Source organism: Pseudomonas sp. E1BtOHC1 (assembly GCF_058744285.1).
The window spans coordinates 1707433-1732946 of sequence record NZ_CP196023.1 but is presented as its reverse complement, the minus strand read 5'-3'; the positions used below and the strand labels follow the sequence as shown (position 1 = coordinate 1732946).

The following is a 25514-nucleotide window of genomic DNA, read 5'->3' as shown; positions in this document are numbered from 1 at the left end:
GGGATTCCGCCGGACTCGCCGGGGCCGCCCTCAGGCGCTGCTCGCTACACTTTCAAGGCGAACGCTTAGCGTCGCTTGGCCATCTCGTTGATGAAGCGGTCGAACAGCGGCGCCACATCGTTCGGGCCCGGGCTGGCTTCAGGGTGGCCCTGGAAGCTGAACGCGCTCTTGTCGGTACGCTCGATACCCTGCAGGGTGCCGTCGAACAGCGACTTGTGGATCGCCCGGACATTGCCCGGCAGCGTAGCTTCATCCACCGCAAAACCGTGGTTCTGGCTGGTGATCATGACCACGCCGGTGTCCAGGTCCTGGACCGGGTGGTTGGCGCCGTGGTGACCGTGACCCATTTTCAGGGTCTTGGCACCGGAAGCCAGGGCCAGCAGTTGGTGACCCAGGCAGATACCGAATACCGGAATCTCGGTCTCGAGGATTTCCTTGATGGCCTTGATCGCGTAGTCGCAAGGCTCGGGGTCGCCAGGACCGTTGGACAGGAACACGCCATCCGGATTGAGGGCCAGGACGTCGCTCGCCGGGGTCTGAGCAGGCACCACGGTCACGCGGCAACCGCGCTCCACCAGCATGCGCAGGATGTTCAACTTGACCCCGTAGTCATAGGCGACCACGTGGTACGGCAGATCGGCGGCTTCGATGGTGGCGTGGCTGTCGGTCTTAAGATCCCAGACAGTCGAACGCCATTCGTAGCTTTGCTTGGTGCTGACGACTTTCGCCAGGTCCATGCCTTTCAGGCCCGGGAAGCCGCGAGCCGCTGCAATCGCCGCTTCTTCGGAAATGTTGTCACCGGCCATGATGCAGCCGTTCTGAGCACCTTTCTCACGCAGGATGCGGGTCAGACGACGGGTGTCGATACCGGCGATCGCCACGACGTTGTTGGCTTTCAGGTAATCGGAAAGAGACAGAGTGTTACGCCAGTTGCTGGCCACCAGCGGCAAGTCACGGATGACCAGGCCAGCCGACCAGACGCGGTCGGACTCGGCGTCTTCCGGCGTGGTGCCGGTGTTGCCGATGTGGGGATAGGTCAGGGTAACGATCTGTTGGGCGTAGGAAGGATCGGTAAGGATTTCCTGATAGCCGGTCATTGCGGTGTTGAACACCACCTCACCAACGGTTTGACCGTCGGCTCCAATGGCTTCGCCGCGAAAAATGCTGCCATCAGCAAGGGCGAGTATGGCTGGCTTAGTCAAGAAGACCTCCCGTAAATAGAGCCTGAAAGGGCGATCGCAGGTTGCAAAAAAGCGGAATGACGTATAGACACGTCACCCCGCTTCTTCGTCGAATTATCTGCGCGCTTTTAGTGGACACACTAAAGCTGTAGCTTACAGAAAAAGGCTTTTTCGGTCCACCGCTAATGAGCCTTAAAGGCAGAGGAATGCGACAGAACATCGCTTAGCGGTTTGAAGCAGGGGTCAAGGCACAACCTCAACCCCACTTCAGATGCATCTCAACGCAGATCCAGCACATCCTGCATGTCGTAAAGACCTGCCTCACGACCATCCAGCCAGAGAGCGGCACGCACCGCCCCCTTGGCGAAGGTCATGCGACTGGAGGCCTTGTGGGTGATTTCCAGGCGCTCGCCCTCAGTGGCGAACAGCACAGTGTGATCCCCCACCACGTCACCACCACGCACAGTGGCGAAACCGATGGTTTCGCGCTCACGCGCACCGGTATGCCCCTCACGACCATAGACCGCAACCTGTTGCAGATCGCGCCCCAAGGCACTGGCAATCACCTCACCCATGCGCAGGGCTGTGCCCGAAGGCGCATCGATCTTGTGACGGTGATGAGCCTCGATGATTTCGATGTCCGCATCATCACCCAGCACCCGAGCCGCCATGTCCAGCAACTTCAGCGACAGGTTCACCCCAACACTGAAGTTGGCAGCGAAGACGATGGGAATCTCCTTGCCCGCCTCGGCCAGCAATTGCTTTTCCTTGGCACCCAAACCCGTAGTACCAATCACCATGGCCTTGCCCGCCTTACGGCAGAAGGCCAGGTTCTTGAGCATCACTTCCGGCAAGGTGAAATCGATCAGCACATCAAACTCATCGACAACCTTCTCCAGGCTATCGGACATCGACACGCCAAGACGACCCAGGGACGCCAGTTCACCTGCATCCGCCCCCACCAGCGAACTGCCAGGACGAACGATAGCTGCCGTCAGCCCGGAGAGCGGCGAGCGCAGCTGCACAGCCTCGACCAAAGTCTTGCCCATGCGCCCCGCGGCGCCCATCACTGCTATACGTCGCATGCATTACTCCTTACAGGTCGCCGAAGAAGCGCTTGACGCCCTCGAACCAACCCGTGGTTTTCGGCGAGTGCGAATTGTCGCCATCCAGCGAACCGCGCAGCTCTTCCAGCAACTCGCGCTGACGACGGCTCAGGTTCACTGGCGTTTCCACCGCAACCCGGCACATCAGGTCGCCGGCACCGCCGCCACGCACCGGAGCAACGCCCTTGCCACGAATCCGGAACTGCTTGCCGGTCTGGGTTCCCTCAGGGATCTTCAGCTTGACCCGACCATCCAGGGTCGGAATCTCCAGCTCGCCACCCAGCGCCGCATCAACGAAGCTGATAGGCACTTCGCAGAACAGGTGCTTGCCGTCACGTTGGAAGATCGCGTGCTCGCGCACATTGATCACCACATACAGATCACCGGTCGGACCACCCTGAGTCCCCGCCTCACCCTCACCGGACAGACGGATACGGTCACCGGTATCGACACCCGCCGGCACTTTTACCGACAGCGTCTTGTACTCTTCGACCCGACCTTCGCCGTGACACGAATCGCACGGATCGGAAATGATCTTGCCCTGGCCATGGCAACGCGGGCAGGTCTGCTGCACCGAGAAGAAGCCCTGCTGCATCCGCACCTGACCAATACCACCGCAGGTCGGGCAAGTGACAGGCGACGAGCCTTTCTTGGCACCCGAACCATCGCACGGCTTGCAATTGACCAGTGTCGGCACACGGATATTCACCGTGGTGCCACGCACCGCCTCTTCCAGATTCAGCTCCAGGGTGTAACGCAGATCGCTACCGCGCTGCGCGCCGCCACGGGAACCGCCGCGACCGCCACCGAAGAAATCACTGAACACGTCTCCGAAGATATCGGAGAAGTTCTGACCGCCAAAACCGGCGCCACCGCCACCCATGCTCGGATCGACACCGGCATGACCATATTGGTCATAAGCTGCACGCTTACTGGAGTCGGACAGCACTTCGTAGGCCTCGTTGGCCTCCTTGAACATGTCTTCCGACGCTTTGTCGCCGGGATTACGATCCGGGTGATGCTTCATCGCCAGGCGACGGTAAGCCTTTTTCAGCTCCGCTTCGCTGGAGCCACGCTCCACACCCAATACTTCGTAATAGTCACGCTTTGCCATAAGTCTTTGCACTCTTAAGGACGTCCGGCAAACCCTCCTGAGCTCTGCCAAACTCGCTGAGCCCCAATACAGGCCCGGACCCAACTCACGTCAATTCAACGATCCTGGTCTTGGATAGACGACCCGGTTGCAGGTCGATAATTGCGGTCATCGCAGCCGGAAAGCAGGAGCTTCTCCGACCCGACCGCCAGCGCACAAACGAAGGTTGTACGCCATCAAAATTCGCTGACTCCAGACACGCCAACGCGGGAGCAAGCTCCCGCGCGGCGACATCCTACCAGTCACCGCCCGAAGGCAGTCAACCGGCCGACCAACAAGCCATTACTTGTGGTCTTTTACTTCTTCGAACTCGGCATCGACGACGTCGTCGGCTTTTTCAGCAGACTCGGCGTGCGGTGCAGCGCCTTCAGCAGGCTGAGCCTGTTCGGCGTACATCTTCTGAGCAACCGGGGCCGAGACTTTCGACAGTTCTTCGACCTTGGCGTCGATAGCAGCCTTGTCGTCGCCTTTGACAGCGGCTTCCAGGGCAACCACGGCAGCTTCAATCGCGGCCTTCTCTTCCGCAGTTACTTTGTCGCCGGCGTCAGCCACCATCTTGCGAGTCGAGTGCACCAGCGCATCACCCTGGTTACGGGCAGTGGCCAGCTCTTCGAACTTGCGATCTTCTTCCGAGTTGGCTTCAGCGTCACGGATCATCTGCTGGATTTCTTCATCCGACAGACCCGAGTTGGCCTTGATCACGATCGACTGAGTCTTGCCGGTAGCCTTGTCCTTCGCACCTACGTGCAGGATGCCGTTGGCGTCGATGTCGAAGGTCACTTCGATCTGCGGCACGCCACGTGGAGCAGGTGGAATGTCGGCCAGGTCGAACTTGCCCAGGGACTTGTTCTGCGCGGCTTGCTTGCGCTCGCCCTGCAGCACGTGAATGGTCACTGCGCCCTGATTGTCGTCGGCAGTCGAGAACACTTGCGATTTCTTGGTAGGAATCGTGGTGTTTTTCTCGATCAGCGCGGTCATCACGCCACCCATGGTTTCGATACCCAGGGTCAGCGGGCTGACGTCCAGCAGCAGCACGTCTTTCACGTCACCGGCCAGTACCGCACCCTGGATCGCAGCACCCATGGCAACAGCTTCGTCCGGGTTGACGTCCTTACGGGCTTCTTTACCGAAGAAGTCGGTTACGGTTTTCTGTACCAGCGGCATACGGGTCTGGCCGCCGACCAGAATCACGTCGTTGATCGCGCCGACGTCGATACCGGCGTCTTTCAGAGCGATACGGCATGGCTCGATGGTGCGCTGAACCAGGTCTTCAACCAGAGATTCCAGCTTGGCGCGGGAGATCTTCACGTTCAAGTGCTTAGGACCGGTGGCATCTGCAGTGATGTACGGCAGGTTGACGTCGGTCTGCTGGCTCGACGACAGCTCGATCTTGGCTTTTTCAGCAGCTTCTTTCAGACGCTGCATTGCCAGCGGGTCACCCTTGAGGTTCATGCCGCTTTCTTTCTTGAACTCATCAACCAGGTAGTCGATCAGACGGATGTCGAAGTCTTCACCACCCAGGAAGGTGTCACCGTTGGTAGCCAGTACTTCGAACTGGTGCTCGCCATCGACTTCAGCGATCTCGATCACGGAAACGTCGAAAGTACCGCCACCCAGGTCGTAAACGATCACGGTGTGATCGCCCTTGGCCTTGTCCATGCCGTAAGCCAGAGCGGCTGCGGTTGGTTCGTTGATGATGCGCTTGACGTCCAGACCGGCGATGCGACCGGCGTCCTTGGTGGCCTGACGCTGGCTGTCGTTGAAGTAGGCCGGAACAGTAATGACCGCTTCGGTCACTGCTTCACCGAGGTAGTCTTCGGCGGTCTTCTTCATTTTCTTGAGGATTTCAGCCGAGATCTGTGGCGGAGCCATTTTCTGGCCGTTCACTTCAACCCAGGCGTCGTTGTTGTCAGCCTTGACGATCTTGTAAGGGACCATCTGGATGTCTTTCTGCACAACTTCTTCGTCGAAACGACGACCGATCAGACGCTTAACTGCGTACAGGGTGTTGTGCGGGTTGGTGACAGCCTGACGCTTGGCCGACTGACCTACCAGAATCTCGCCATCGTTGGCGTACGCGATGATCGACGGCGTGGTACGCGCGCCTTCAGCGTTTTCGATAACTTTTACGTTGCCGTTTTCAAGAATGGAGACGCACGAGTTGGTGGTCCCCAAGTCAATACCGATAATCTTGCCCATGTTAACTCTCCCGAAACTTTGGATTTGGATGCCGCAGCTGTGGTGGCAAACTGCGGTAGCACTTAAACGCTTGACTGATAAATGGGGGCTCTACAGCCGTTTTCAAGCCTTTTCGTCAATCGAAGGCGAAATCGGTGCAGGGGCCTTGCTGACCACGACCATGGCCGGGCGCAGCAGGCGACCATTGAGCTGGTAGCCCTTCTGAAACACTTTGAGAACACTGTTTGGCTCGACATCCGCGCTTTCCTGCATGGCCATGGCCTGATGCTGTTCAGCGTTGAACGGTTCGCCGTGAGGATCGATGGCTTCCAACTGATAACGCTTGAGGGTGTCGTGGAACATCTTCAAGGTCAGCTCGATGCCTTCACGCATTGGGCGGATGCTTTCGTCGTCCGGATTGGACAGTTCCAGGCCACGCTCCAGACTATCGATCACTGGCAACAGGTCACCGGCAAACTTCTCCAAAGCAAATTTGTGAGCCTTTTCCACATCCTGCTCGGCGCGGCGGCGGACGTTTTGCAGATCGGCTGCAACACGCAAAGCCTGATCCTGCGCACCAGCCAGTTGCTCTTCGAGCACTTGTACACGAGCCGTCAGGTCTTCACCCGAAGTCTCGGGAGCCTGATTGGCGTCTAGATTTTGCGTATCCAGCGTCTGTTCGTCAGCCATGAAATTCTCCTTTCAATATCGTCTGTGAGCCAGGCTCACTCTTCTGCCCAGCTATATGGGGTCGCATTTTCAGGGTTCAAGTCCGCAGCCACAGCAAAAGTCATTCCGACCCGATAAATCCTGTATGCGGACATTACCGGGCGCACTAAAAAGCCAGAATGACCAAGCAAATCGAGCTAAGGGAAAGCATTGTCAGCCCGAAACAAAACACTGTATAAATAACCAGACATCTAGTTTGGGAGCGGCCTTAATGCTGGTGCACCTGTCCGTACACAATTACGCCATCGTCGAACACCTGGATCTGGAACTGGATCGCGGGATGAGCGTCATTACAGGCGAAACCGGCGCCGGCAAGTCGATCATGCTCGATGCGCTCGGCCTGACCCTGGGCGATCGCGCCGACAGTGGCGTGGTACGGCCAGGCGCCGACAAGGCCGACATCCTTGCCACCTTCGACCTGGCGGATATTCCCGAGGCCCACAGCTGGCTGGCCGAACGCGATCTGGACAACGACGGCCCCTGCATACTGCGCCGGGTGATCACCGCCGAAGGACGCTCCCGTGGCTATATCAACGGTACGCCCTGCCCGCTCGGAGACCTCAAGGCCCTGGGCGAACTGCTCATCGATATCCACAGCCAGCACGAGCACCAGTCACTACTCAAGACCGATACCCACCGGCGCCTGCTGGATGAATACGCCGGCGCTACCGATCTCGCCCGCCAGGTGCAGTTGGCCGCCCAACGCTGGCGCCAGACCCGCCAGGAGCTGGAACGCCTGTCCAACTCCGGCGATGAGCAACGAGCTCGTCACCAACTGCTCAGCTATCAGCTCGAAGAACTGGAGAACCTCGGCCTGGGGGAAAACGAACTCGAGGATCTGGAGCAGGAACACAAGAACCTGACCAACGCTGAAACCCTGTTGGGCATTTGCCGGCAGGTGGTGGAGCAATGCAGCGAAAGTGATTCCGGCAATGTCCTCAACGCGTTAACCGTCAGCCTCAACCGCCTGTCCAGCATCGGCAATGCATCGGGCTCGCTAGGGGAAGCCACCAATCTATTGGCCAGCGCTCAGATCCAGGTAGAAGAAGCGGTGGGTGAGCTAAATCGCTTTCTTGATCATTTCGATGCCGACCCGGCACGCCTGCAACAACTCGAAGAGCGACTGGACTCGATCTACACCTTGGCGCGCAAACATCGCATCCAACCCTTCGAATTGGCCGCCATGCAGCAGACCTTGCTGGATGAAATAGAGACCCTGGACGCCAACGATGAGTCCATTGAGCGGCTTGGCGAAGAATTGCAGTCCTTCGCCCGGCACTACCAGGAAAAAGCCCAGGAGCTGAGCCAATTGCGCCAGCAAGCGGCGACTGGCCTGGCCAGTGCAGTGGAGCTGGAAATTCAGCGCCTGGGCATGCCTGGCGGGCGCTTCACCATCGAACTGCGAGCCAACACCAGCGATGAGCTGCTGCCCAATGGCCTGGAACAGGTTGAACTGCTGGTCAGCGCCAACCCCGGACAACCACTCAAGGCCCTGGCCAAGGTTGCATCGGGTGGCGAGTTGTCACGCATCAGCCTGGCCATTCAAGTGATTACCGCGCAAACCTCCCGCGTTCCAACCCTGGTATTCGACGAGGTCGACGTCGGGATCGGAGGCCCGACCGCGGAGATCGTCGGCCAATTGCTACGGCGTCTCGGAGAGCGCGGCCAGGTGCTGACCGTTACCCACTTGCCACAAGTCGCCGCCCAGGGGCATCAGCATCTGTTCGTGCACAAGGTACGCGGCAACAACGCGACTCACACCGCCGTTTCCAAGCTGGGCAAAAATGAAAGGGTCGAGGAAATTGCCCGAATGCTGGGCGGCATCGATTTGACCAAGGAGTCCCTGGCCCACGCCAAGAAAATGGTAGTGACCACCAAGGCTTGAGTCTCAAGCACTGCTTTTATATAGACACAAAGCACGAAGGCGACCCTAAGGTCGCCTTCGATCGTTTCACGACTATGAAAGTCGCGTGAGGGGCTTACTTCTTCTTGCGCACATACAGCACAAGATTGTGATCCACCAACTCGAAACCGTGCTTTTCGACAATCGCCTTCTGAAGCTTTTCGATTTCTTCGTCGAAGAACTCGATCACTTCGCCAGACTCCACGTTGACCATATGGTCGTGGTGACCGCCATCCGCCAGCTCGAATACAGCGTGACCGCCATCAAAATTATGGCGCACCACCAGTCCGGCTGCTTCGAATTGAGTCAGTACACGGTAAACCGTGGCCAAACCCACATCCTCACCAGCTTCCATCAGCGCCTTGTAGACATCTTCAGCGCTCATGTGCCGCTGCTCGGTGGAATCGAGCATTTGTAGAATTTTGACCCGTGGCAGAGTCACTTTAAGGCCGGCTTTACGTAGTTCGCTATTTTCAACCATGGTCAGCTTTCTCGCCGATGCTGCTTCGCAGCTTCTCTTAATGCGGGTATGATCGGGGTTTACGTTGTCCCAGCCAAGATAGTGGAAGTCGCCCACCGATGCAAAACACCAAGCTCTTGCTAACCAGTTTCACCTTCGTGGGACTGCTCGCACTCGCCGGTTGTTCATTCCCCGGGGTTTACAAAATCGACATCCAGCAGGGCAATGTCGTCACGCAGGACATGATAGACCAGTTGCGCCCCGGAATGACCCGACGGCAAGTACGGTTTATCATGGGCAACCCTCTGCTGACCGACACGTTCCATGCCGATCGCTGGGATTATCTCTACAGCCTGCAGCCTGGTGGCGGTGAACGCCAACAGGAACGCGTGAGCCTGATCTTCAACGGCAACGACCAACTGGTCAGCTTGGCCGGTGACTTCATGCCAGGCGTGAGCCGCGACGAAGCCTTGCTGGGCAAGGAGAGCGGCAACACCGTTACCGCCCCTGCCGAGAACGCCGAGAAGCCCAAAGCCGAGAAGCCGGTCAAACCAGGCTCGCTGCTGGACCAGATCCAGAAAGATGTGGATGGCGTCGAAACCGTACCAGTGCCTACACCTGAACCACTGGATACTTCTCCGCAATAATTTGTGGCGAATAAAAAAGCCCGGGCATGCCCGGGCTTTTTATTGGCTGTCGCTAACGATCACTGCTCACGCTTACGAGCCTCGGCCGCCTTGGCAGCACGCAGACGCCGCACCTCTTTCGGATCTGCCAGCAGCGGACGATAGATTTCAATTCGATCTCCAGCCTGAACCACATACTGCCCAGGATCGGAAACCTGCTTTCCGAAGATTCCCAGCGGACACTCCGCCAGATCCAGCTCCGCAAAATGCTCCTTTATAGAAGAAGCCTCCAGCGCTGCAAGCAGGGTCGAACCCTGGGGCACTTGCACATTGACCAGTACCTGGCGGTCGACAGCAGCGTGAACCACCTCTATGGCAATCAGAGGCTCAACCATGCAGTTGCTTGGCCCGCTGACAGAATGCATCCATCAGGGTATTGGCCGCCTGATTGAACAGGGGCCCCAGGGTGGCACGCACCAACGGCCCGGCGTAGTCGAACGACAGATCGAGGCTGATCTTACAGGCCTTCTCCCCCAACGGCTTGAACACCCAAAGGCCATGCAGCTGATTGAACGGCCCCTCTTCCAGATTCATCTCGATCGACTGCCCCGGCACCAGGGTATTGCAGGTCACGAAACGCTGGCTCATGCCGCCCTTGGCCACCGCTAGACTGGCACGCATACGCTGTTCACTGCTTTCCAGCACCTCGGCAGTAGAACACCAGGGAAGAAACTCCGGGTACCGGGCCACATCATTGACCAGGTCATACAGGAACTGCGCCGGATAGGGCAAAAGGGCCGAACGTTGAATATGGGTCGTCATGTGAGCTTCATTTCCACAACTGGGCGGCAAACACCACAAGAATGCCGACGGGCGCCACATAGCGCATCAAAAACAAGGCCAGGGCGAACAACAGCGGACTGCGCAACGACAGCTCATCACGAACCGCCTCACGGCCCATCACCCAACCTGCAAATACCACGAAGCACAAACCGCCAAGAGGCAACATGATCCGCGAGGTGAAAAAGTCGATCACGCCAAAGAAATCCAGACCGCCGGCCGCGCCCCATCGATAGAGATGAAAAACACCGCCTTCGTTCACGAAGAATTTGGCCTGCTGCCAGATGTTGAAAGAGAACACCGTTCCCAATCCCACGAACCAGCAACTGAACGCCAGCCAGAATGTCACCCAGCCGCGGCGGATTTTAGTCTTCTCGACGAGATAAGCCACCATCGGCTCCAACAAGGAAATGGCCGAGCTCCAGGCCGCAATCGCCACCAGGATAAAGAACACTACGCCCATAAGCTGGCCGAACGCCACATTGCCGAAGGCGAACGGCAGGCTGATGAACATCAACCCCGGCCCCTCGCTGGGATTCAGCCCGGCGGCGAATACGATAGGGAACAGGGCCATCCCCGCCACCAGAGAAACGAAGGTATCCAGCAGCGCCACCCCCACCACGGTGCCGGCCAGGGATGAATGCTTGGGCATGTAGGCACCGTAGATCATGATCGAGCCAACCCCCACGCTGAGGGAAAAGAACGCATGCCCCATGGCCGGCAACAGCCCATCCAATAGCCGGTCCAGGCTGAAGTCGAACATGAAATGCAGGCCCTGCATGAAATGCCCGGTGGTCATGCTGTAGCCCAGCAGCACCAACAGCATCACGAACAGCAGCGGCATCATGATCCGCAGACTGCGTTCAAGCCCGGCCACGACGCCCTTGGCAATCACCCAGGCCGACAGCAGCATGAACAGCGTGTGCCACAAAGTCAGGCGCCAGGGATCGGCAGTCACTGCAGAGAAATATGCCCCGACCTGGTCCGCCGCAACCCCTTGGAAGTCGCCACGCCCCATATCGATGATGTAGTCCAGGGACCAACCACCCACCACGCTATAGAAGGAGAGAATCAGCAACGCCGTGATCATTCCGGCAAAGGCGCCCCAGGACCACTTGGCCGAGTGCCCGGCCTCCAGGGCCAGCACCTTCAGGGCATTCGCCGGGCTTTGTCGCGCACGACGGCCAATCAGGGTTTCCGCCAGCATCACCGGCAACCCGATCAGCGCAATACACGCCAGAAACACCAGGACAAAGGCACCACCACCATAGACGCCGACCATGTAGGGGAATTTCCAGATGCTCCCCAGGCCCACGGCCGAACCAGTTGCAGCGAGTATAAAGACCCAGCGGCTTGCCCAGCCGCCGTGGACAGAGACCCTGTCTGTCGACATCGTTAACGCGCCCAACCGAAAAAAAAGAGGCCGCATTGTCCGGGATTCAATCAACCTGCTCAAGCACGCTGCGTCACCGTAGCCGACGCGCGCGCAACTCCCTATAATGCCGCCCCTATGGCTAAACAGAAGAAACACCCAACAGGGACCATCGCGCAAAATAAAAAGGCGCGTCACGATTACTTCATCGAACATAGGTTCGAGGCTGGCATGGTCCTGGCCGGCTGGGAAGTAAAGAGTCTGCGTGCAGGCAAGGCACAGCTGGTCGACAGTTATGTGCTGCTCAAGGATGGTGAAGCCTGGTTGCTCGGCAGCCACTTCACGCCATTGACCACCGCCAGCACCCACGTCATCGCCGACCCGACGCGCTCGCGCAAGCTGCTGCTCAACCAGCGAGAGCTGGAAAAGCTGTTTGCCGCCGTGCAGCAGAAGGGTTACGCCTGCGTGTGCCTTTCGCTCTACTGGAGCAAGCACCTGATCAAGTGTGAAATCGCACTGGGCAAGGGCAAGAAGGAATACGACAAGCGTCATACCGAACGCGAGCGCGATTCCGATCGTGAGCTGCAGCGCGCGGTGCGGACCAAGGGCAAGGAAGACTGATCTTCCTGCCTTGAGGTCGTTTTCGCCGGCAAGCCGGCTCCTACATAACCCAGGTAGGAGCCGACTTGCCGGCGATTTGCATTACATGCCCTTGCGCCGCTCGGCCCGGGCCACTCGCTGTACTTCCTGACGCACTTCCTCAAGCACCTCCTGCACATAAAGAATGTGCCGGCTGGAGACTTCCCGAGCCTCCTCTGCGCGCCCTTCAATAATCGCCAGGTACAGATCGCGATGCTGACTGATCAGCATGTCGCGAGTTTCCGTGCGTTGTTTATACATGCCACCGATGTTGGTCACCACGTTGCGCTTGAGCAGGTCGAACAGCCCGCGAATGGTGTGCAGCAACACCGCGTTATGGCTGGCCTCGGCAATTGCCAGGTGGAATTTGGCATCCGCCGCGCCTTCCTCGATACGACTGATATCGTCCGAACGGGAATAACAATCCTGCAACTCCTCGAAGGCTTGAGTCAGCCGCTCACGGTCCACCGCCGTCGCGCGCAGCGCCGCGTAGTAAGCGCAAGACGCCTCCAGGGTATGACGAAACTCCAGCAGATCGCGCTGGGCATCCGTGTTGTTTTCCAACAGGTGCAGCAGTGGATCGCTGAAGGTCGAGCCCAGGGATTCCACCACATAGTTGCCACCGCCCTGACGACTGATCAGCAACCCCTTGGCCGTGAGTTTCTGGATCGCCTCGCGCAGTGAGGGCCGAGAGACACCGAACTGCTCGGCCAGTGCCCGCTCGGCCGGCAGCCGCTCGCCAGCCTTCAAGGTGCCTTCAAGAATCATCCCTTCCAGACGCTCGACAATATCGTCGGACAAACGGCGCTGGCGTATCTGATCAAACCCCATAACTCACTCTCCACCCTCCCGACCCTTCGCCGGGGGGCTCTATTCTGGCCTATTCGCGGCGCGCCAACACCTAGCAGAACGAGGCCTTTTGCACCGATCAGATGCCCGCGCCATAGCGCATTCGACAAAAGTTTTAGGGCGGCAAATTGACACACCACGCACAAGGCTTTTACCCTAGCCAACAGCGCTTGTAAATTGGTCTTACCAATTTACCAAGACGCTCGCAGTGCCTGACCAACAACAATTAGGGGCCACCCCATTATGCAAACCTGGCAACAGCTCTATAGCCCGCTTGGCAGCCTCGGCCTGTCCGCCCTCGCCGCCGTTATCCCGATCGTGTTCTTCTTCCTGGCTCTGGCCGTGTTCCGTCTCAAAGGACACGTCGCCGGGAGTATCACCCTGGCCCTGTCGATCCTGGTGGCGATCTTCGCCTTCAAGATGCCCGCCGACATGGCCCTCGCTGCCGCTGGCTATGGATTTGCCTACGGTCTGTGGCCCATCGCCTGGATCATTGTCGCCGCTGTATTCCTCTACAAACTGACCGTGAAGAGCGGCCAGTTCGAAATCATCCGCAGCTCAGTGCTGTCGATCACCGACGACCAGCGCCTGCAAGTGCTGCTGATCGGCTTCTGCTTCGGCGCCTTCCTCGAAGGTGCGGCAGGCTTCGGCGCACCAGTGGCAATCACCGCCGCCCTGCTGGTGGGTCTGGGATTCAACCCGCTATACGCCGCCGGCCTGTGCTTGATCGCCAACACCGCACCCGTGGCCTTCGGCGCTCTGGGGATTCCTATCATCGTCGCCGGCCAGGTGACGGGCATCGACGCCTTCAAGATCGGCGCCATGACTGGCCGCCAGTTGCCGCTGCTGTCGCTGTTCGTGCCGTTCTGGCTGGTGTTCATGATGGACGGCCTGCGCGGCGTCAAAGAGACCTGGCCCGCCGCGCTGGTAGCCGGCCTGAGCTTTGCCATTACCCAGTACTTCACCTCGAACTTCATCGGCCCGGAACTGCCGGATATCACCTCGGCCTTGGCCAGCCTGATCTCCCTGACCCTGTTCCTGAAAATCTGGCAGCCCAAGCGCACCGCCGGCGCGCAGATTGCCGGCGCCACCTCTGGCGTCGCCATCACCGCCAGCGCCGGCGGTTTCGGCCAGCCACGCCAGACCCAGGCCTCGCCCTACAGCCTGGGCCAGATCTTCAAGGCCTGGTCGCCGTTCCTGATCCTCACCGTGCTGGTGACCATCTGGACCCTCAAGCCCTTCAAGGCGATGTTCGCCGCCGGCGGCTCGATGTACGGCTGGGTGTTCAACTTCGCCATCCCGCATCTGGATCAACTGGTGATCAAGATGGCGCCGATCGTGACCACGCCAACGGCCATCCCGGCGGTGTTCAAGCTCGACCCGATCTCCGCCACCGGCACGGCGATTTTCTTCTCCGCGCTGATCTCCATGCTGGTGCTGAAGATCAATTTCAAAACTGGTCTGACCACTTTGAAAGAGACTTTCTACGAGCTGCGCTGGCCGATTCTCTCCATCGGCATGGTGCTGGCATTCGCCTTCGTCACCAACTACTCGGGCATGTCGTCGACCATGGCCCTGGTACTGGCCGCCACCGGCGCGGCGTTCCCATTCTTCTCGCCGTTCCTGGGCTGGCTCGGGGTGTTCCTCACCGGTTCCGATACCTCGTCCAACGCCCTGTTCAGTTCGCTGCAGGCCACCACCGCGCACCAGATCGGGGTCAATGACACCCTGCTGGTCGCGGCCAACACCAGTGGCGGCGTGACCGGCAAAATGATCTCGCCGCAATCGATCGCCGTGGCCTGCGCCGCCACCGGCCTGGTGGGCAAGGAATCCGACCTGTTCCGCTTCACCCTCAAGCACAGCCTGTTCTTTGCCACTATTGTCGGTCTGATCACCCTGGCCCAGGCCTACTGGTTCACCGGCATGCTGGTGCACTAAGCGACACCGAAAGAGCCGACGCTGCCCTCACCCGCGGCGTCAGTCATTCACCACCCGGTCTGCAAGGCTGCTGAAAGCTTGCTGGTTTATCTTTCAGCCGCCGCGACGGACGAATAACCGGGACCACCCGGAGACACGCCTGATGAGCGAGCTTTTCTACAACGCCGTGCCCAATGCGACCCGTGTCGCACCGCCGCAGGCCGAACCCCGGCAGTACCCCAGCGCGAAACCGTCGCGGGTCTACCTGTTCGGCACTTGTGTGGTCGACCTGTTCTATCCCGAAGCCGGGATGGACGCGATTCACCTGCTGGAGCGCGAAGGCATTCGCGTGGAGTACCCGCAAGGGCAAAGCTGCTGCGGACAACCGGCCTACACCTCGGGTTACACCGAGCAGGCGCGCACCGTGGCCCGCTCGCAACTGGCGCTGTTTGCCGGCGACTATCCGGTGGTGGTGCCGTCGGGTTCCTGCGCGGGCATGCTGCGCGAGCATTACGCGGACTTGTTCAAGGACGAGCCCGAGACGTTGCAACAAGTGCAGGCCCTGGCTGCCCGCACCTATGAACTGGCCGAGTTCCTCCTGCGCGTGTGCAAGGTGCAGCTCAAGGACAGTGGCGCTCCGGTCAAGGTGGCCTTGCACACTTCGTGCTCGGCACGCCGGGAAATGAACACCCACCTGCACGGCCGTGAGTTGCTGTCACAGCTGAGCAATGTGGAACGGGTAGAACACAGCCACGAAAGCGAATGCTGTGGCTTTGGCGGGACTTTCAGCGTCCGAATGCCGGACATCTCCGGCGCCATGGTCGCGGACAAGACCCGGGCGCTGAAGGAATCCGGCGCGCATCAGGTACTGAGTGCCGATTGCGGCTGCTTGATGAACATCAACGGCGCGCTGGAGAAACAGCAAGAGGCATTGCGCGGCCAGCACCTGGCGAGCTTCCTCTGGCAACGTACTGGAGGTGCACAATGAGCACCCCAGAGCTGATTCCGACCACGACGCTGGCGGACGATTTTCGCACCCGGGCCCACCAGGCCCTGGGTGACCAACAGCTGCGAAACAACTTTCGCAGTGCCATGGATTCACTCATGGCCAAGCGTGCGGCCTCGTTCAGCGATGCCCACGAAAGAGAACACCTGCGCGCCCTGGGCAACGCGATTCGCGCCCGGGCGTTATCCAAGCTGCCCGACCTGCTCGAGCGCCTGGAACAGAACCTGACCCGCAACGGTGTGACAGTGCACTGGGCGGAAACGGTGGACGAGGCCAATGGCATCGTCCTCTCGATCATCCGCGCTCACGAGGCGCGGCAAGTGATCAAGGGCAAATCGATGGTCAGCGAAGAGATGGAAATGAACCATGTCCTCGCTGAACAAGGCATTGAATGCCTTGAGTCGGACATGGGCGAGTTCATCGTCCAGCTCGACCACGAGAAGCCTTCACACATCATTATGCCGGCGATCCACAAGAATGCCGGTCAGGTCGCGTCCTTGTTCCACGACAAACTCGGCGTGGAGTACACCAAGGACGTTGACCAACTCATTCAGATCGGTCGCAAGGTCTTGCGGCAGAAGTTCTTCGAAGCCGACATCGGCGTCTCCGGCGTCAACTTCGCCGTGGCCGAGACCGGCACCCTGCTGCTGGTGGAAAACGAAGGCAACGGGCGCATGTCCACCACCGTGCCGCCAGTGCACATCGCTGTCACCGGAATCGAGAAAGTCGTCGAGAACCTGCGAGACGTGGTTCCCCTGCTGTCGCTGCTGACTCGCTCGGCCCTGGGCCAGCCCATCACTACCTACGTCAACATGATCTCCGGCCCGCGCAAAGAGCATGAGCTCGACGGCCCCCCGGAAGTGCACCTGGTGCTGCTGGACAACGGTCGTAGCCAGGCGTTTGCCGACAGCGAACTGCGCCAGACCCTGAACTGCATCCGCTGCGGCGCCTGCATGAACCACTGCCCGGTCTACACCCGGGTCGGCGGCCACACCTACGGTGAGGTCTACCCGGGCCCCATCGGCAAGATCATCACCCCGCACATGGTCGGTCTGGCCAAGGTTCCCGATCACCCCAGCGCCTCGTCGCTGTGCGGCGCCTGTGGCGAAGTCTGCCCGGTGAAGATCCCGATTCCGGCGTTGCTGCGGCGCCTGCGGGAAGAGAACGTCAAGGCCCCGGACAGCCCACATAAAGTGATGCGTGGCCAGGGCAGCAAGTACTCGCGCAATGAGCGGTTCATCTGGAACGCCTGGGCCCGCCTCAACAGCTCACCGCGCCTGTATCGCCTGTTCACCCTGGCCGCCACCCGGCTGCGCGCCCTCACCCCGAGCAAGGTCGGCCCCTGGACGCAGAACCACAGTGCGCCAAAACCCGCCGCCCGGTCGCTGCATGATCTGGCCCGTGAGCACCTGGACAAGCAGGGAGACCGCTGATGAGCGCGAAAAACAACATCCTCGCCAAACTGCGCAACAGCCTGAGCGGCACCACGCCGATTGTGGATAACTTCGACGAGGCGCTGGTCACCGAGCCTTACACCTACACGGCTGAACAACGCATCCCGCAACTGCGCAAACAGATGGAAGCGGTGCACACCGAAATCCACCTGAGCACCGCCGCCGGTTGGCCTGAACTGCTGGCCCGCCTGCTGCAGGAACGCCAGTTGCCCAGTCTGCTGATCGCCCCGAGCACGCCCCACGGCCAGCGGGTCACCCAGTACTGGGCCGAGCGGCCGCAACTGCCGGCGCTCAAGGCCTACGACCGCCCGGTGGAAGAATGGAAAGCCGAGCTGTTCAACGACACCCCGGCCAGCCTCACCACCACCCTGGGCGCCATCGCCGCCACCGGCAGCCTGATCCTCTGGCCGACCCGGGAAGAGCCGCGGCTGATGAGCCTGGTGCCGCCGGTGCATTTTGCCCTGCTCAAGGCCAGCGAGATCCGCGACAACTTCTATCAGGTGCAGCAACAGATGAACTGGGCCGCCGGCATGCCGACCAACGCGCTTCTTGTGTCCGGCCCGTCGAAGACCGCTGATATCGAGCAAGTCCTGGCTTACGGCGCCCACGGCCCGAAAGACCTGGTGGTGCTGATCCTGGAGGACCAATGAGCCTACCGGCCGCTTTTCTGCGTGATGCCCAGCAACTGATCCCTCAGGAGCGGCGCTTCGACGACCCGCTCTCGACCCTGGCCTTCGGCACCGACGCCAGCTTCTACCGACTGATCCCCAAGCTGGTAATCCGCGTCGAGTCCGAAGACGAAGTGGTGGCCCTGCTCCAGTTGGCCCAGCGCGACCGAGTACCGGTGACCTTTCGCGCGGCGGGCACCAGCCTTTCCGGGCAGGCCATCAGCGACTCGGTGCTGATCGTTCTTGGGGATAACTGGAACGGTAAGGAGATTCGCCATCAGGGTACGCAGATTCGTCTGCAGCCTGGTGTGATCGGCGCCCAGGCCAATGCCTGGCTGGCACCTTTCGGGCGCAAGATCGGCCCCGATCCGGCCTCGATCAACGCCTGCAAGATCGGTGGCATCGTCGCCAACAATGCCAGCGGCATGTGCTGCGGCACCGCGCAGAACACCTACCACACCCTGGCCGGCATTCGCCTGGTACTGGCCGATGGCACGCGCCTGGACACCGAGGACGCCGCCAGCGTCAGCGCCTTCCGCACCAGCCATGGTCCGTTGCTGGAGCGTCTGGCCGAACTGGGCCGCAGCACCCGTGCCAACAGCGAGCTGGCAGCGAAAATCCGTCACAAGTACCGGCTGAAAAACACCACCGGCCTGTCCCTCAATGCCCTGGTGGATTTCGACGAACCGCTGAACATACTCAGCCACCTGCTGGTGGGCTCCGAAGGCACCCTGGGCTTTATCAGCGCGGTGACCTACGACACGGTGATCGACCACCCGAACAAGGCCTCGGCGCTGATCGTCTTTCCCGACGTGGAAACCTGCTGCAACGCGGTGACCGTGCTCAAGAGCCAGCCAGTGTCGGCAGTGGAGCTACTGGACCGCCGCAGCCTGCGCTCGGTGCAGGACAAGCCCGGCATGCCGGCCTTCGTCCAGCAGCTCTCGGCCAACGCCTGCGCGCTGCTGATCGAATCCCGCGCCGCGTCCTCATCACTGCTGCACGAGCAACTGGCGCAGATCATGAATTCCCTGGCCGCCTTCCCGGTGGAAAAGCAGGTGGACTTCACTGAAGACCCGCAGGAAAACGCCAAGCTCTGGGCGATCCGCAAGGACACCTTCCCGGCGGTGGGCGCGGTGCGCAAGACCGGCACCACGGTGATCATCGAAGACGTGACCTTCCCCGTGGAGCAGCTGGCCATCGGCGTCAACCGCCTGATCGAGCTGTTCGACAAGCACCACTACGACGAAGCGATCCTGTTCGGCCATGCCCTGGAGGGCAACCTGCACTTCGTCTTCACCCAGGGCTTCAACAGCAGCGAGGAAGTGAACCGCTACCAGGCGTTCATGGACGACGTGGCGCAACTGGTGGCGGTGGAATTCGGCGGATCGCTGAAGGCCGAACACGGCACCGGGCGCAACATGGCGCCCTTCGTCGAGCTGGAATGGGGCAGCGATGCCTACCAGCTGATGTGGCAGCTCAAGCGCCTGCTGGACCCCAACGGCATCCTCAACCCGGACGTGGTGCTCAGCGAAGACCCGCAGATCCACCTCAAGCACCTCAAGCCACTGCCGGCGGCCGACGAGATTGTGGATAAGTGCATCGAGTGCGGCTTCTGCGAGCCGGTGTGCCCATCCAAGGGGCTGACCCTGAGCCCGCGCCAGCGCATCGTCATCTGGCGTGATATCCAGGCACGCAAACGGGCCGGCATCGATACCACGGAACTGGAAGCGGCCTATCAGTACCAGGGCATCGACACCTGCGCCGCCACCGGGCTGTGCGCCCAGCGCTGCCCAGTGGGCATCAACACCGGCGAGCTGGTGAAGAAACTGCGCAGTGAACACGCCACCCATAACGGCACCGCCGACTGGCTCGGCTCACACTTCGCCACCACCTTGCAGGGCGCCCGCTTCACCCTGCACGTGGCCAACGGTGCGCGCATGCTCCTGGGCGCGTCGCGCCTGAGCAAGCTGTCGGCGAGCCTGACGCGTCTGTCCAAAGGCCAGGTGCCGCAGTGGAGCAGCGCCATGCCCCAGCCGGAAAAGGCCATCCGCTTCAGCCCGGCAGTGAGCGATTCGCGCCCGCGGGTGGTGTACCTGGCGGCCTGTGTGTCCCGGGTCATGGGGCCAGCGGCGGGCGACAAGGAGCAAAGCTCGCTCTACGAGAAAACCCGCGGCCTGCTGGAGAAGGCCGGTTATCAAGTGGTGCTGCCGGACAACTTGGACAACCTGTGCTGCGGCCAGCCGTTCGCCTCCAAGGGCTACGCCACCCAGGCCGAGGACAAGCGCCAGGAACTGATCGGCGCCCTACTCCACGCCAGCCGGGGCGGCCTCGACCCGATCTACTGCGACACCAGCCCTTGCACCCTGCGCCTGGTGCAGGACCTGGGGGACGTGCGCCTGGACCTCTACGACCCGGTGCGCTTCATCCGCACCCACCTGCTGGAACGCCTGGAGTTCACCCCACAGGAAGCACCGATCGCGGTGCACGTCACCTGCAGCACCCAGCACCTGGGCGAGAGCCAGGCCCTGATCGAACTGGCCCGGCGTTGCAGCAACAACGTGGTGATCCCCGAAGGCATCCATTGCTGTGGTTTCGCCGGCGACAAGGGTTTCACCACCCCGGAACTCAATGCCCACTCCCTGCGCAGCCTCAAGGACGCGGTGCAGTATTGCAGCGAAGGCATCTCCACCAGCCGCACCTGTGAAATCGGCCTCAGCCAGCATGGCGGGATCGACTATCACGGGCTGGTCTACCTGGTGGATCGAGTCACCCGGGCCAAGGCGGTCTGAGCCATCGAACCGGGCAACCAAGGGGCGTTTTCGCCCCTTTTTTTGTGCCTGGCGCAAGGCGCCCATGGCTTTTCCATTTCATCGCAAAAAAAAACAGAACCCCGGCGCGCGGCTAGAGTCCATTTTCTAGGCCCGCAACAAAGGGCTTAGCCCCACTCGGCAGCCTGCCCCATTGACCGGAGGCACCGAGCCCCTGCGATCAAGGAGATAACCATGAAGCGTTCTGCACTGGCTGGACTGTTCATCACCGCCGCGATGCTGGCCTCCCCGGTTTTTGCCGCCGGGCAAGAGGACCTGTGCCAGATCAACCTGCAAAAGATCAAGGATGCCAAAGTCAGCACCGAAGTCATGAGCTCGGACCTGAGCAGCGACATCGACGCCAAGGTCCAGCAAGCCACCGCCGAACACGCCAAAGGCACCGAGGAAGGCACCAAGAACTGCATCTCCCTGACCACCCAGGCGATCCAGCAATTGCAGAACAATACAAAGGGCGATCAGTAGGCCGATGCATTGGGCCAACCTTCGGGTTGGCCTTCTGGCCTCGGTTAGCGTAAACTCCGCCCACCTGTTGGTAATGCACAACAGGTTCGGGGCCGTTTAGGATTCGACGCCGGTTGCGAAACTTTAGGTGCATGCCGAGTTGGTAACAGAACTCGTAAATCCACTGTTGCAACTTCCTATAGTTGCCAATGACGAAACCTACGGGGATTACGCTCTCGCTGCGTAAGCAGCCTTAGCCCTTCCCCCCTGGTACCTTCGGGTCCAGCAATCATCAGGGGATGTCTGTAAACCCAAAATGATTGTCATATAGAACAGAATCGCCGTGCAGTACGTTGTGGACGAAGCGGCTAAAACTTACACAACTCGCCCAAAGCACCCTGCCCGTCGGGTCGCTGAGGGTTAACTCAATAGACACGGCTAAGCATGTAGTACCGACAGCGGAGTACTGGCGGACGGGGGTTCAAATCCCCCCGGCTCCACCAACTGAACAAGAAAAGACGTCCACAGACGTCTTTTTTTGTGCCTGAAATCCAGAAAATACAGGGCCTTGGCGTCTATTAGCGTCCACAGACGTCCGACAAAATCCACACCTTCTTGTATTCCACAAGGTACTCCAAGCCCTTCAGGGGTAGTTTTTGGAGTACCGAATGATGTCATGGAGTGCTGAACCGCCCTGGTTTAGTAGACGCATTCGAGTGACTGCATTTGGCTGACTCCGTTGAAAAAGTCGCCCATGGTTCCTGCAGAAGAAAATTATGCGTCCGAAGTCGAACTCTTTACTTCGGCAGAGGCTTCCGAACTCAGAATTCAGTTAGTCGTTTGCAAAAAAAGCGTTTTAACCGGTCACTATTCAATCCGTTTAGGCAGCCCGATTCTCAACAGAGTCTGCCGAATGCTGCTTGCTGCGAAATGCGGCAGCCGACCTCAAGCGAACGCTATATATGTAATCAAAATGTAGTGCGCCTTCCCTCCTCCATTTCGACCGCAGGTCAGTCCTGCCCCCCCTCCTCCCTCTTGTGCTTACGATAACGGGAGAGCGAAATTCCCGTTTGGCGCTTGAAGTAGCGACACAAGTAAGACGCGTCGACGAAGTTCAATTCGTCGGCCACACGGCCAATAGCCAAGTCACTGTATGAAAGAAGAGCCTTGATCTCCAAGGTTACCTGCCGATCGATCAGGCCCTTGGGAGTGTCATTGAAAAACGCTTTGGTCAACTGCGACAGGTAGAACGGCGTGATATTCAGTGCGTCGGCGTAGAACTTCACATCTCTGTGGCGCACACAATGTTTGCCTATCAATTCCCAGAAGCGCCAGCTGAGCATTTCCTTCCGGCTGAATCCCCTGTTTTCTATCTGGTTGGCTGGAAGTTGCTCGGCTATTTTCAAAAAGAGGTTCTGCAGCTGATTGCGCAACATGATGCGTTGGTAGGTGGGACAGGTCTGCGCAATGTTCCGCATCTGTGTCACCCAGCTCTCTATCAGCGGCATGTCGTCCTTGGATGGAACGCAATGAGGATGGTCATGCAGAAATACGAACAAGGTATTGGGCAGTGGGTAGGCAACCTCTGCGGCAAAACTTTTCGGCATAAGGCAGAAAAACACCTTGAAGCGGCGCGAGCGACGTTTGAGCAAGGCAATAGTGTCCTCAGCCAGCAGCATCACAGCACCGCGCCTAACCGCATGTTCTTTGAAGTTAAGTGTGAAGTGGGCACTACCGCAGAGGCATACCAGTAGCGTCAAGTAAGCGTGACCGAAGGAGAGCGGTAAACCTTGCCCTTCCGCTAGCGTGGTTTCTCCCATCCGCATCGAGTCGTCAGGAGCGGAAAGTTTCGGAATGTGATGCATAGTGACCCAGCGCGACTACAAACAAGAGCCAAAATCCTATCACCGCTTGGCATAGCTGTTTCGAAAAGTACCGAAAAAGCCGAGGTACTGGCGTGTACCGCTGATCTGTCTCTCAATACTCTGTCCCGAACGAACCAATCCATTCGGGTACAGGACATGACACTTGAAACAGAACGACTCTTGCTTCGCCCCTGGCAGGCCACAGACGCCGCCGATCTATACGAATATGCCAAAGACGCCCGAGTCGGTCCCATCGCTGGCTGGCCCCCCCATACCAGTGTGGAGAACAGTGCCGACATCATCCGTACGGTCTTCAATCACCCCGAGGTGTACGCGGTCGAACTGAAGGAAAATCGCCGTGCTGTCGGTTGTGTGGGCATTCTCATAGGCAGCAACAGCAATTTTGAAATCAGTGAGCAGGAAGGTGAAATCGCCTACTGGATCGGTGTGCCGTACTGGGGCAAAGGCCTGACTCCGGAAGCCGTGCGTGAGGTGATGCGACACGCCTTTGAAAACCTGAATCTCAAAGCACTTTGGTGTGGTTACTTCGCCAACAACATCCAGTCCTATGCTGCTCAATCGAAGTGTGGCTTTCGCTTTCATCACACGGAAGAAAACAAATACAACCAGTTCCTCCAAGACTATCGGACAGAACACATTAGCCGTATCACCTACCAAGAATGGCTGGACCATACGAAAGAGTAAGGACACAAACCAAAGGTACCGGTGTACGGCGGCCACAACCGACGGACGCAGTCTGGTGACGACGTAAACCGCACGAACGCCGCAGAGGAGTTCAAACCTTACTTGGAACTGCACGGAGAGCTAACCGGAATCCCCCGCCGCCCCAGCACTGCCGCGAACTGCAACAGCTAGAGTGCGAAGCCTGCCGCAGGACAGCGCCGCACTTTTCGCCGCGCTGCTGGCGAAGGCGCAGGAGGAACTGAATGCCCGTGAAAGTTAATTGAGCCTTATCAACACCCCAGTTCAGGAGACTTATGAAAATCTCACTTACCCAAGTAACGCAAAAAAACTATGAAGCGATTTGTGAACTGGAGGTCACTGAAGAGCAGGAAGACTACGTGGCAAGTAATACCTGGTCGCTCGTTGAGGCTGCGTACAACCCAGGTTACTTCACACGCGCCATAATCGCGGATGGAGAGCCTGTAGGCTTCTTTATGTGGGTACAAGAGTCAAAAGGCAAAGTTTCTATCTGGCGCTTTATGGTGGACAAACAACATCAGCAGAAATCCATCGGCAGAGTAGCGCTGGGCCTCGCCCTACATGAAATAAAACAGATCGCAGATTTGAAAGAAATTGAAATTTGCTACAACCCCAACAACATCGTAGCTAAAGGGTTTTACTCCAGTTTCGGGTTTGTCGAGGTTGGTATGGATGCAGACGGCGAAGATATGCTGGCGAGGATCAGGATTTGAACTGCACCAAATACAATCCGGGCTTTGCACAACAGTTCTAATTACCTTCAACTCCAACCGCCTATGACTCAGGAGGGCGCAGAGGATGATCAGGGGCTTCAGCGCTCCGACATCACCACCATCACTTCCGCATCCTCCTCCCCTTCCGCCAGGTAGATATGGCCGACGCTGCTGTTGAAGTACGCCGTCTCCTGCGATCCGATGCTCACGGCTTCCCCGGTCTCGAACTGAATCCGCACCCGCCCCGACAGCACCAGGGCGAATTCCTGCCCGGGGTGGCGGATGTAATCCTCGAACTGCTGCAGCTCGCGGGCAAAGATTCGCGCATACATGGGGGTCATGCTGCGTCCGGGGAAGTCGCCGGCCATGGGGTGGTAGTCGTAGTTGCCGGTGCTGTAGCCGGGGGCGTCGGCGATGGTGGTGCTGACCACGGTCGGTTGCACCTGGGCGCTGCGGGTCTGGGTCAGGTTCGGCGCGGGGGTGAACAGTTGGGCGATGTCGACGCCCAGGGCGCGGGCCGCGGCGGCGAGTTTTTCGTAGCTGACCGAGACTTGGGCCAGCTCCATTTTCGACAAGGTCGACAGCGCCACGCCGGAGCGTTCCGAGAGCTGCTTGAGGGTCAGCTTCTGGTTTTTGCGGATGGTCCGCAGGCGGGCGCCGACCTGGGTTCGGTCGATCAGTGGATGGGCGTGGGAGCTCGAGGCGGGCTGGGCTCGGTCGGAACTCATTGGGGCTCTCTGTCTGGCAAATAAGGGCAACCGCGACGCTGGCCGGGGCACGTGGCGAAATATTAACCCATGACTCCGGGTTGACTGGAAAATTCTCATATCTTACATTTCTCGTATGTGAGAATTTTAACCCCT

23 protein-coding genes and 1 other RNA gene are annotated in these 25514 nt (G+C 59.4%); 12 read left to right on the top strand and 12 right to left on the bottom strand.

Annotated features, from left to right (window positions below; translation table 11 throughout):
• Positions 1-65: 65 nt before the first annotated feature.
• The 5 genes from carA to grpE all read right to left on the bottom strand — a co-directional run bounded on the left by carA (position 66) and on the right by grpE (position 6308).
• Complete coding sequence (gene carA / locus ACSSVC_RS07940; protein WP_047301683.1) at positions 66-1202, bottom strand: glutamine-hydrolyzing carbamoyl-phosphate synthase small subunit; 1137 nt, start codon at positions 1200-1202, stop codon at positions 66-68.
• A gap of 257 nt (positions 1203-1459) precedes the next feature.
• A complete protein-coding gene (gene dapB / locus ACSSVC_RS07935) occupies positions 1460-2266 on the bottom strand; it encodes a 4-hydroxy-tetrahydrodipicolinate reductase (RefSeq protein ID WP_015634113.1) in 807 nt (268 codons plus the stop codon).
• A 10-nt stretch (positions 2267-2276) separates the two neighbouring features.
• On the bottom strand, positions 2277-3401 hold the full coding sequence (dnaJ, locus tag ACSSVC_RS07930) for a molecular chaperone DnaJ (protein ID WP_123727412.1): 1125 nt from the start codon (positions 3399-3401) through the stop codon (positions 2277-2279).
• 321 nt (positions 3402-3722) lie between these two features.
• Positions 3723-5639: a molecular chaperone DnaK gene (dnaK, locus tag ACSSVC_RS07925; protein WP_492612145.1), complete on the bottom strand. Its 1917-nt coding sequence runs from the start codon at positions 5637-5639 to the stop codon at positions 3723-3725.
• Positions 5640-5741: 102 nt separating this feature from the next.
• Positions 5742-6308, bottom strand: coding sequence for a nucleotide exchange factor GrpE (gene grpE, locus ACSSVC_RS07920; RefSeq protein WP_346633674.1), 567 nt, complete (start codon positions 6306-6308; stop codon positions 5742-5744).
• 250 nt (positions 6309-6558) lie between these two features.
• On the opposite strand from grpE, the gene recN reads away from it, so the two are divergent.
• On the top strand, positions 6559-8232 hold the full coding sequence (gene recN, locus ACSSVC_RS07915) for a DNA repair protein RecN (RefSeq protein ID WP_346633675.1): 1674 nt from the start codon (positions 6559-6561) through the stop codon (positions 8230-8232).
• A gap of 94 nt (positions 8233-8326) precedes the next feature.
• Here the strand turns inward: recN and fur are convergent, their stop codons facing one another.
• Complete coding sequence (gene fur, locus ACSSVC_RS07910) at positions 8327-8731, bottom strand: ferric iron uptake transcriptional regulator (protein WP_011059185.1); 405 nt, start codon at positions 8729-8731, stop codon at positions 8327-8329.
• Between the two features lie 98 nt (positions 8732-8829).
• Here fur and ACSSVC_RS07905 point away from each other — a divergent pair, with 98 nt between their 5' ends.
• Positions 8830-9357, top strand: a complete 528-nt coding sequence (locus ACSSVC_RS07905; RefSeq protein WP_102861073.1) for an outer membrane protein assembly factor BamE — start codon at positions 8830-8832, stop codon at positions 9355-9357.
• Positions 9358-9416: 59 nt separating this feature from the next.
• Here the strand turns inward: ACSSVC_RS07905 and ACSSVC_RS07900 are convergent, their stop codons facing one another.
• Genes ACSSVC_RS07900 through ACSSVC_RS07890 form a run of 3 tightly spaced genes read right to left on the bottom strand, consistent with a single transcriptional unit; the run spans position 9417 to position 11569 of the window.
• Positions 9417-9731 (bottom strand): RnfH family protein, encoded by a 315-nt coding sequence (locus ACSSVC_RS07900; RefSeq protein WP_446439064.1) that lies wholly within the window; start codon positions 9729-9731, stop codon positions 9417-9419.
• A complete protein-coding gene (locus ACSSVC_RS07895) occupies positions 9724-10158 on the bottom strand; it encodes a type II toxin-antitoxin system RatA family toxin (RefSeq protein ID WP_346633677.1) in 435 nt (144 codons plus the stop codon). Before ACSSVC_RS07895 ends, ACSSVC_RS07900 begins: the two co-directional genes overlap by 8 nt.
• 7 nt (positions 10159-10165) lie before the next feature.
• On the bottom strand, positions 10166-11569 hold the full coding sequence (locus tag ACSSVC_RS07890; RefSeq protein WP_346633742.1) for a sodium-dependent transporter: 1404 nt from the start codon (positions 11567-11569) through the stop codon (positions 10166-10168).
• A 117-nt stretch (positions 11570-11686) separates the two neighbouring features.
• On the opposite strand from ACSSVC_RS07890, the gene smpB reads away from it, so the two are divergent.
• Complete coding sequence (smpB, locus tag ACSSVC_RS07885; protein ID WP_025131431.1) at positions 11687-12169, top strand: SsrA-binding protein SmpB; 483 nt, start codon at positions 11687-11689, stop codon at positions 12167-12169.
• A gap of 81 nt (positions 12170-12250) precedes the next feature.
• Here smpB and ACSSVC_RS07880 read toward each other — a convergent pair whose 3' ends face one another.
• Positions 12251-13018: a GntR family transcriptional regulator gene (locus tag ACSSVC_RS07880; protein WP_053149011.1), complete on the bottom strand. Its 768-nt coding sequence runs from the start codon at positions 13016-13018 to the stop codon at positions 12251-12253.
• Between the two features lie 261 nt (positions 13019-13279).
• On the opposite strand from ACSSVC_RS07880, the gene ACSSVC_RS07875 reads away from it, so the two are divergent.
• The 7 genes from ACSSVC_RS07875 to ssrA all read left to right on the top strand — a co-directional run bounded on the left by ACSSVC_RS07875 (position 13280) and on the right by ssrA (position 21853).
• Positions 13280-14974 (top strand): lactate permease LctP family transporter, encoded by a 1695-nt coding sequence (locus tag ACSSVC_RS07875; protein ID WP_492612144.1) that lies wholly within the window; start codon positions 13280-13282, stop codon positions 14972-14974.
• 142 nt (positions 14975-15116) lie between these two features.
• The gene (locus tag ACSSVC_RS07870; protein ID WP_492612143.1) at positions 15117-15941 is read left to right on the top strand and encodes a (Fe-S)-binding protein; all 825 of its coding nucleotides are present in this window, start codon (positions 15117-15119) and stop codon (positions 15939-15941) included.
• On the top strand, positions 15938-17392 hold the full coding sequence (locus ACSSVC_RS07865; RefSeq protein ID WP_492612142.1) for a LutB/LldF family L-lactate oxidation iron-sulfur protein: 1455 nt from the start codon (positions 15938-15940) through the stop codon (positions 17390-17392). The genes ACSSVC_RS07870 and ACSSVC_RS07865 overlap by 4 nt, the downstream gene beginning before the upstream one ends.
• Positions 17392-18063: a LutC/YkgG family protein gene (locus tag ACSSVC_RS07860; protein ID WP_492612141.1), complete on the top strand. Its 672-nt coding sequence runs from the start codon at positions 17392-17394 to the stop codon at positions 18061-18063. Before ACSSVC_RS07865 ends, ACSSVC_RS07860 begins: the two co-directional genes overlap by 1 nt.
• On the top strand, positions 18060-20870 hold the full coding sequence (locus tag ACSSVC_RS07855) for an FAD-binding and (Fe-S)-binding domain-containing protein (protein ID WP_492612140.1): 2811 nt from the start codon (positions 18060-18062) through the stop codon (positions 20868-20870). The genes ACSSVC_RS07860 and ACSSVC_RS07855 overlap by 4 nt, the downstream gene beginning before the upstream one ends.
• Positions 20871-21083: 213 nt before the next feature.
• A complete protein-coding gene (locus ACSSVC_RS07850; protein ID WP_041115918.1) occupies positions 21084-21371 on the top strand; it encodes a PA2433 domain-containing protein in 288 nt (95 codons plus the stop codon).
• Between the two features lie 88 nt (positions 21372-21459).
• Positions 21460-21853: a transfer-messenger RNA gene (gene ssrA, locus ACSSVC_RS07845) on the top strand.
• Between the two features lie 507 nt (positions 21854-22360).
• Here the strand turns inward: ssrA and ACSSVC_RS07840 are convergent.
• Positions 22361-23215, bottom strand: a complete 855-nt coding sequence (locus ACSSVC_RS07840; protein WP_404938203.1) for a helix-turn-helix domain-containing protein — start codon at positions 23213-23215, stop codon at positions 22361-22363.
• 156 nt (positions 23216-23371) lie between these two features.
• Between ACSSVC_RS07840 and ACSSVC_RS07835 the strand changes: the two genes are divergently transcribed.
• The gene (locus ACSSVC_RS07835) at positions 23372-23920 is read left to right on the top strand and encodes a GNAT family N-acetyltransferase (RefSeq protein WP_015634094.1); all 549 of its coding nucleotides are present in this window, start codon (positions 23372-23374) and stop codon (positions 23918-23920) included.
• 293 nt (positions 23921-24213) lie between these two features.
• Positions 24214-24651, top strand: a complete 438-nt coding sequence (locus ACSSVC_RS07830) for a GNAT family N-acetyltransferase (RefSeq protein ID WP_221809598.1) — start codon at positions 24214-24216, stop codon at positions 24649-24651.
• Positions 24652-24749: 98 nt separating this feature from the next.
• On the opposite strand, the gene ACSSVC_RS07825 is transcribed toward ACSSVC_RS07830, so the two are convergent.
• Positions 24750-25379, bottom strand: coding sequence for a helix-turn-helix domain-containing protein (locus tag ACSSVC_RS07825; protein WP_346633683.1), 630 nt, complete (start codon positions 25377-25379; stop codon positions 24750-24752).
• Positions 25380-25514: the final 135 nt, after the last annotated feature.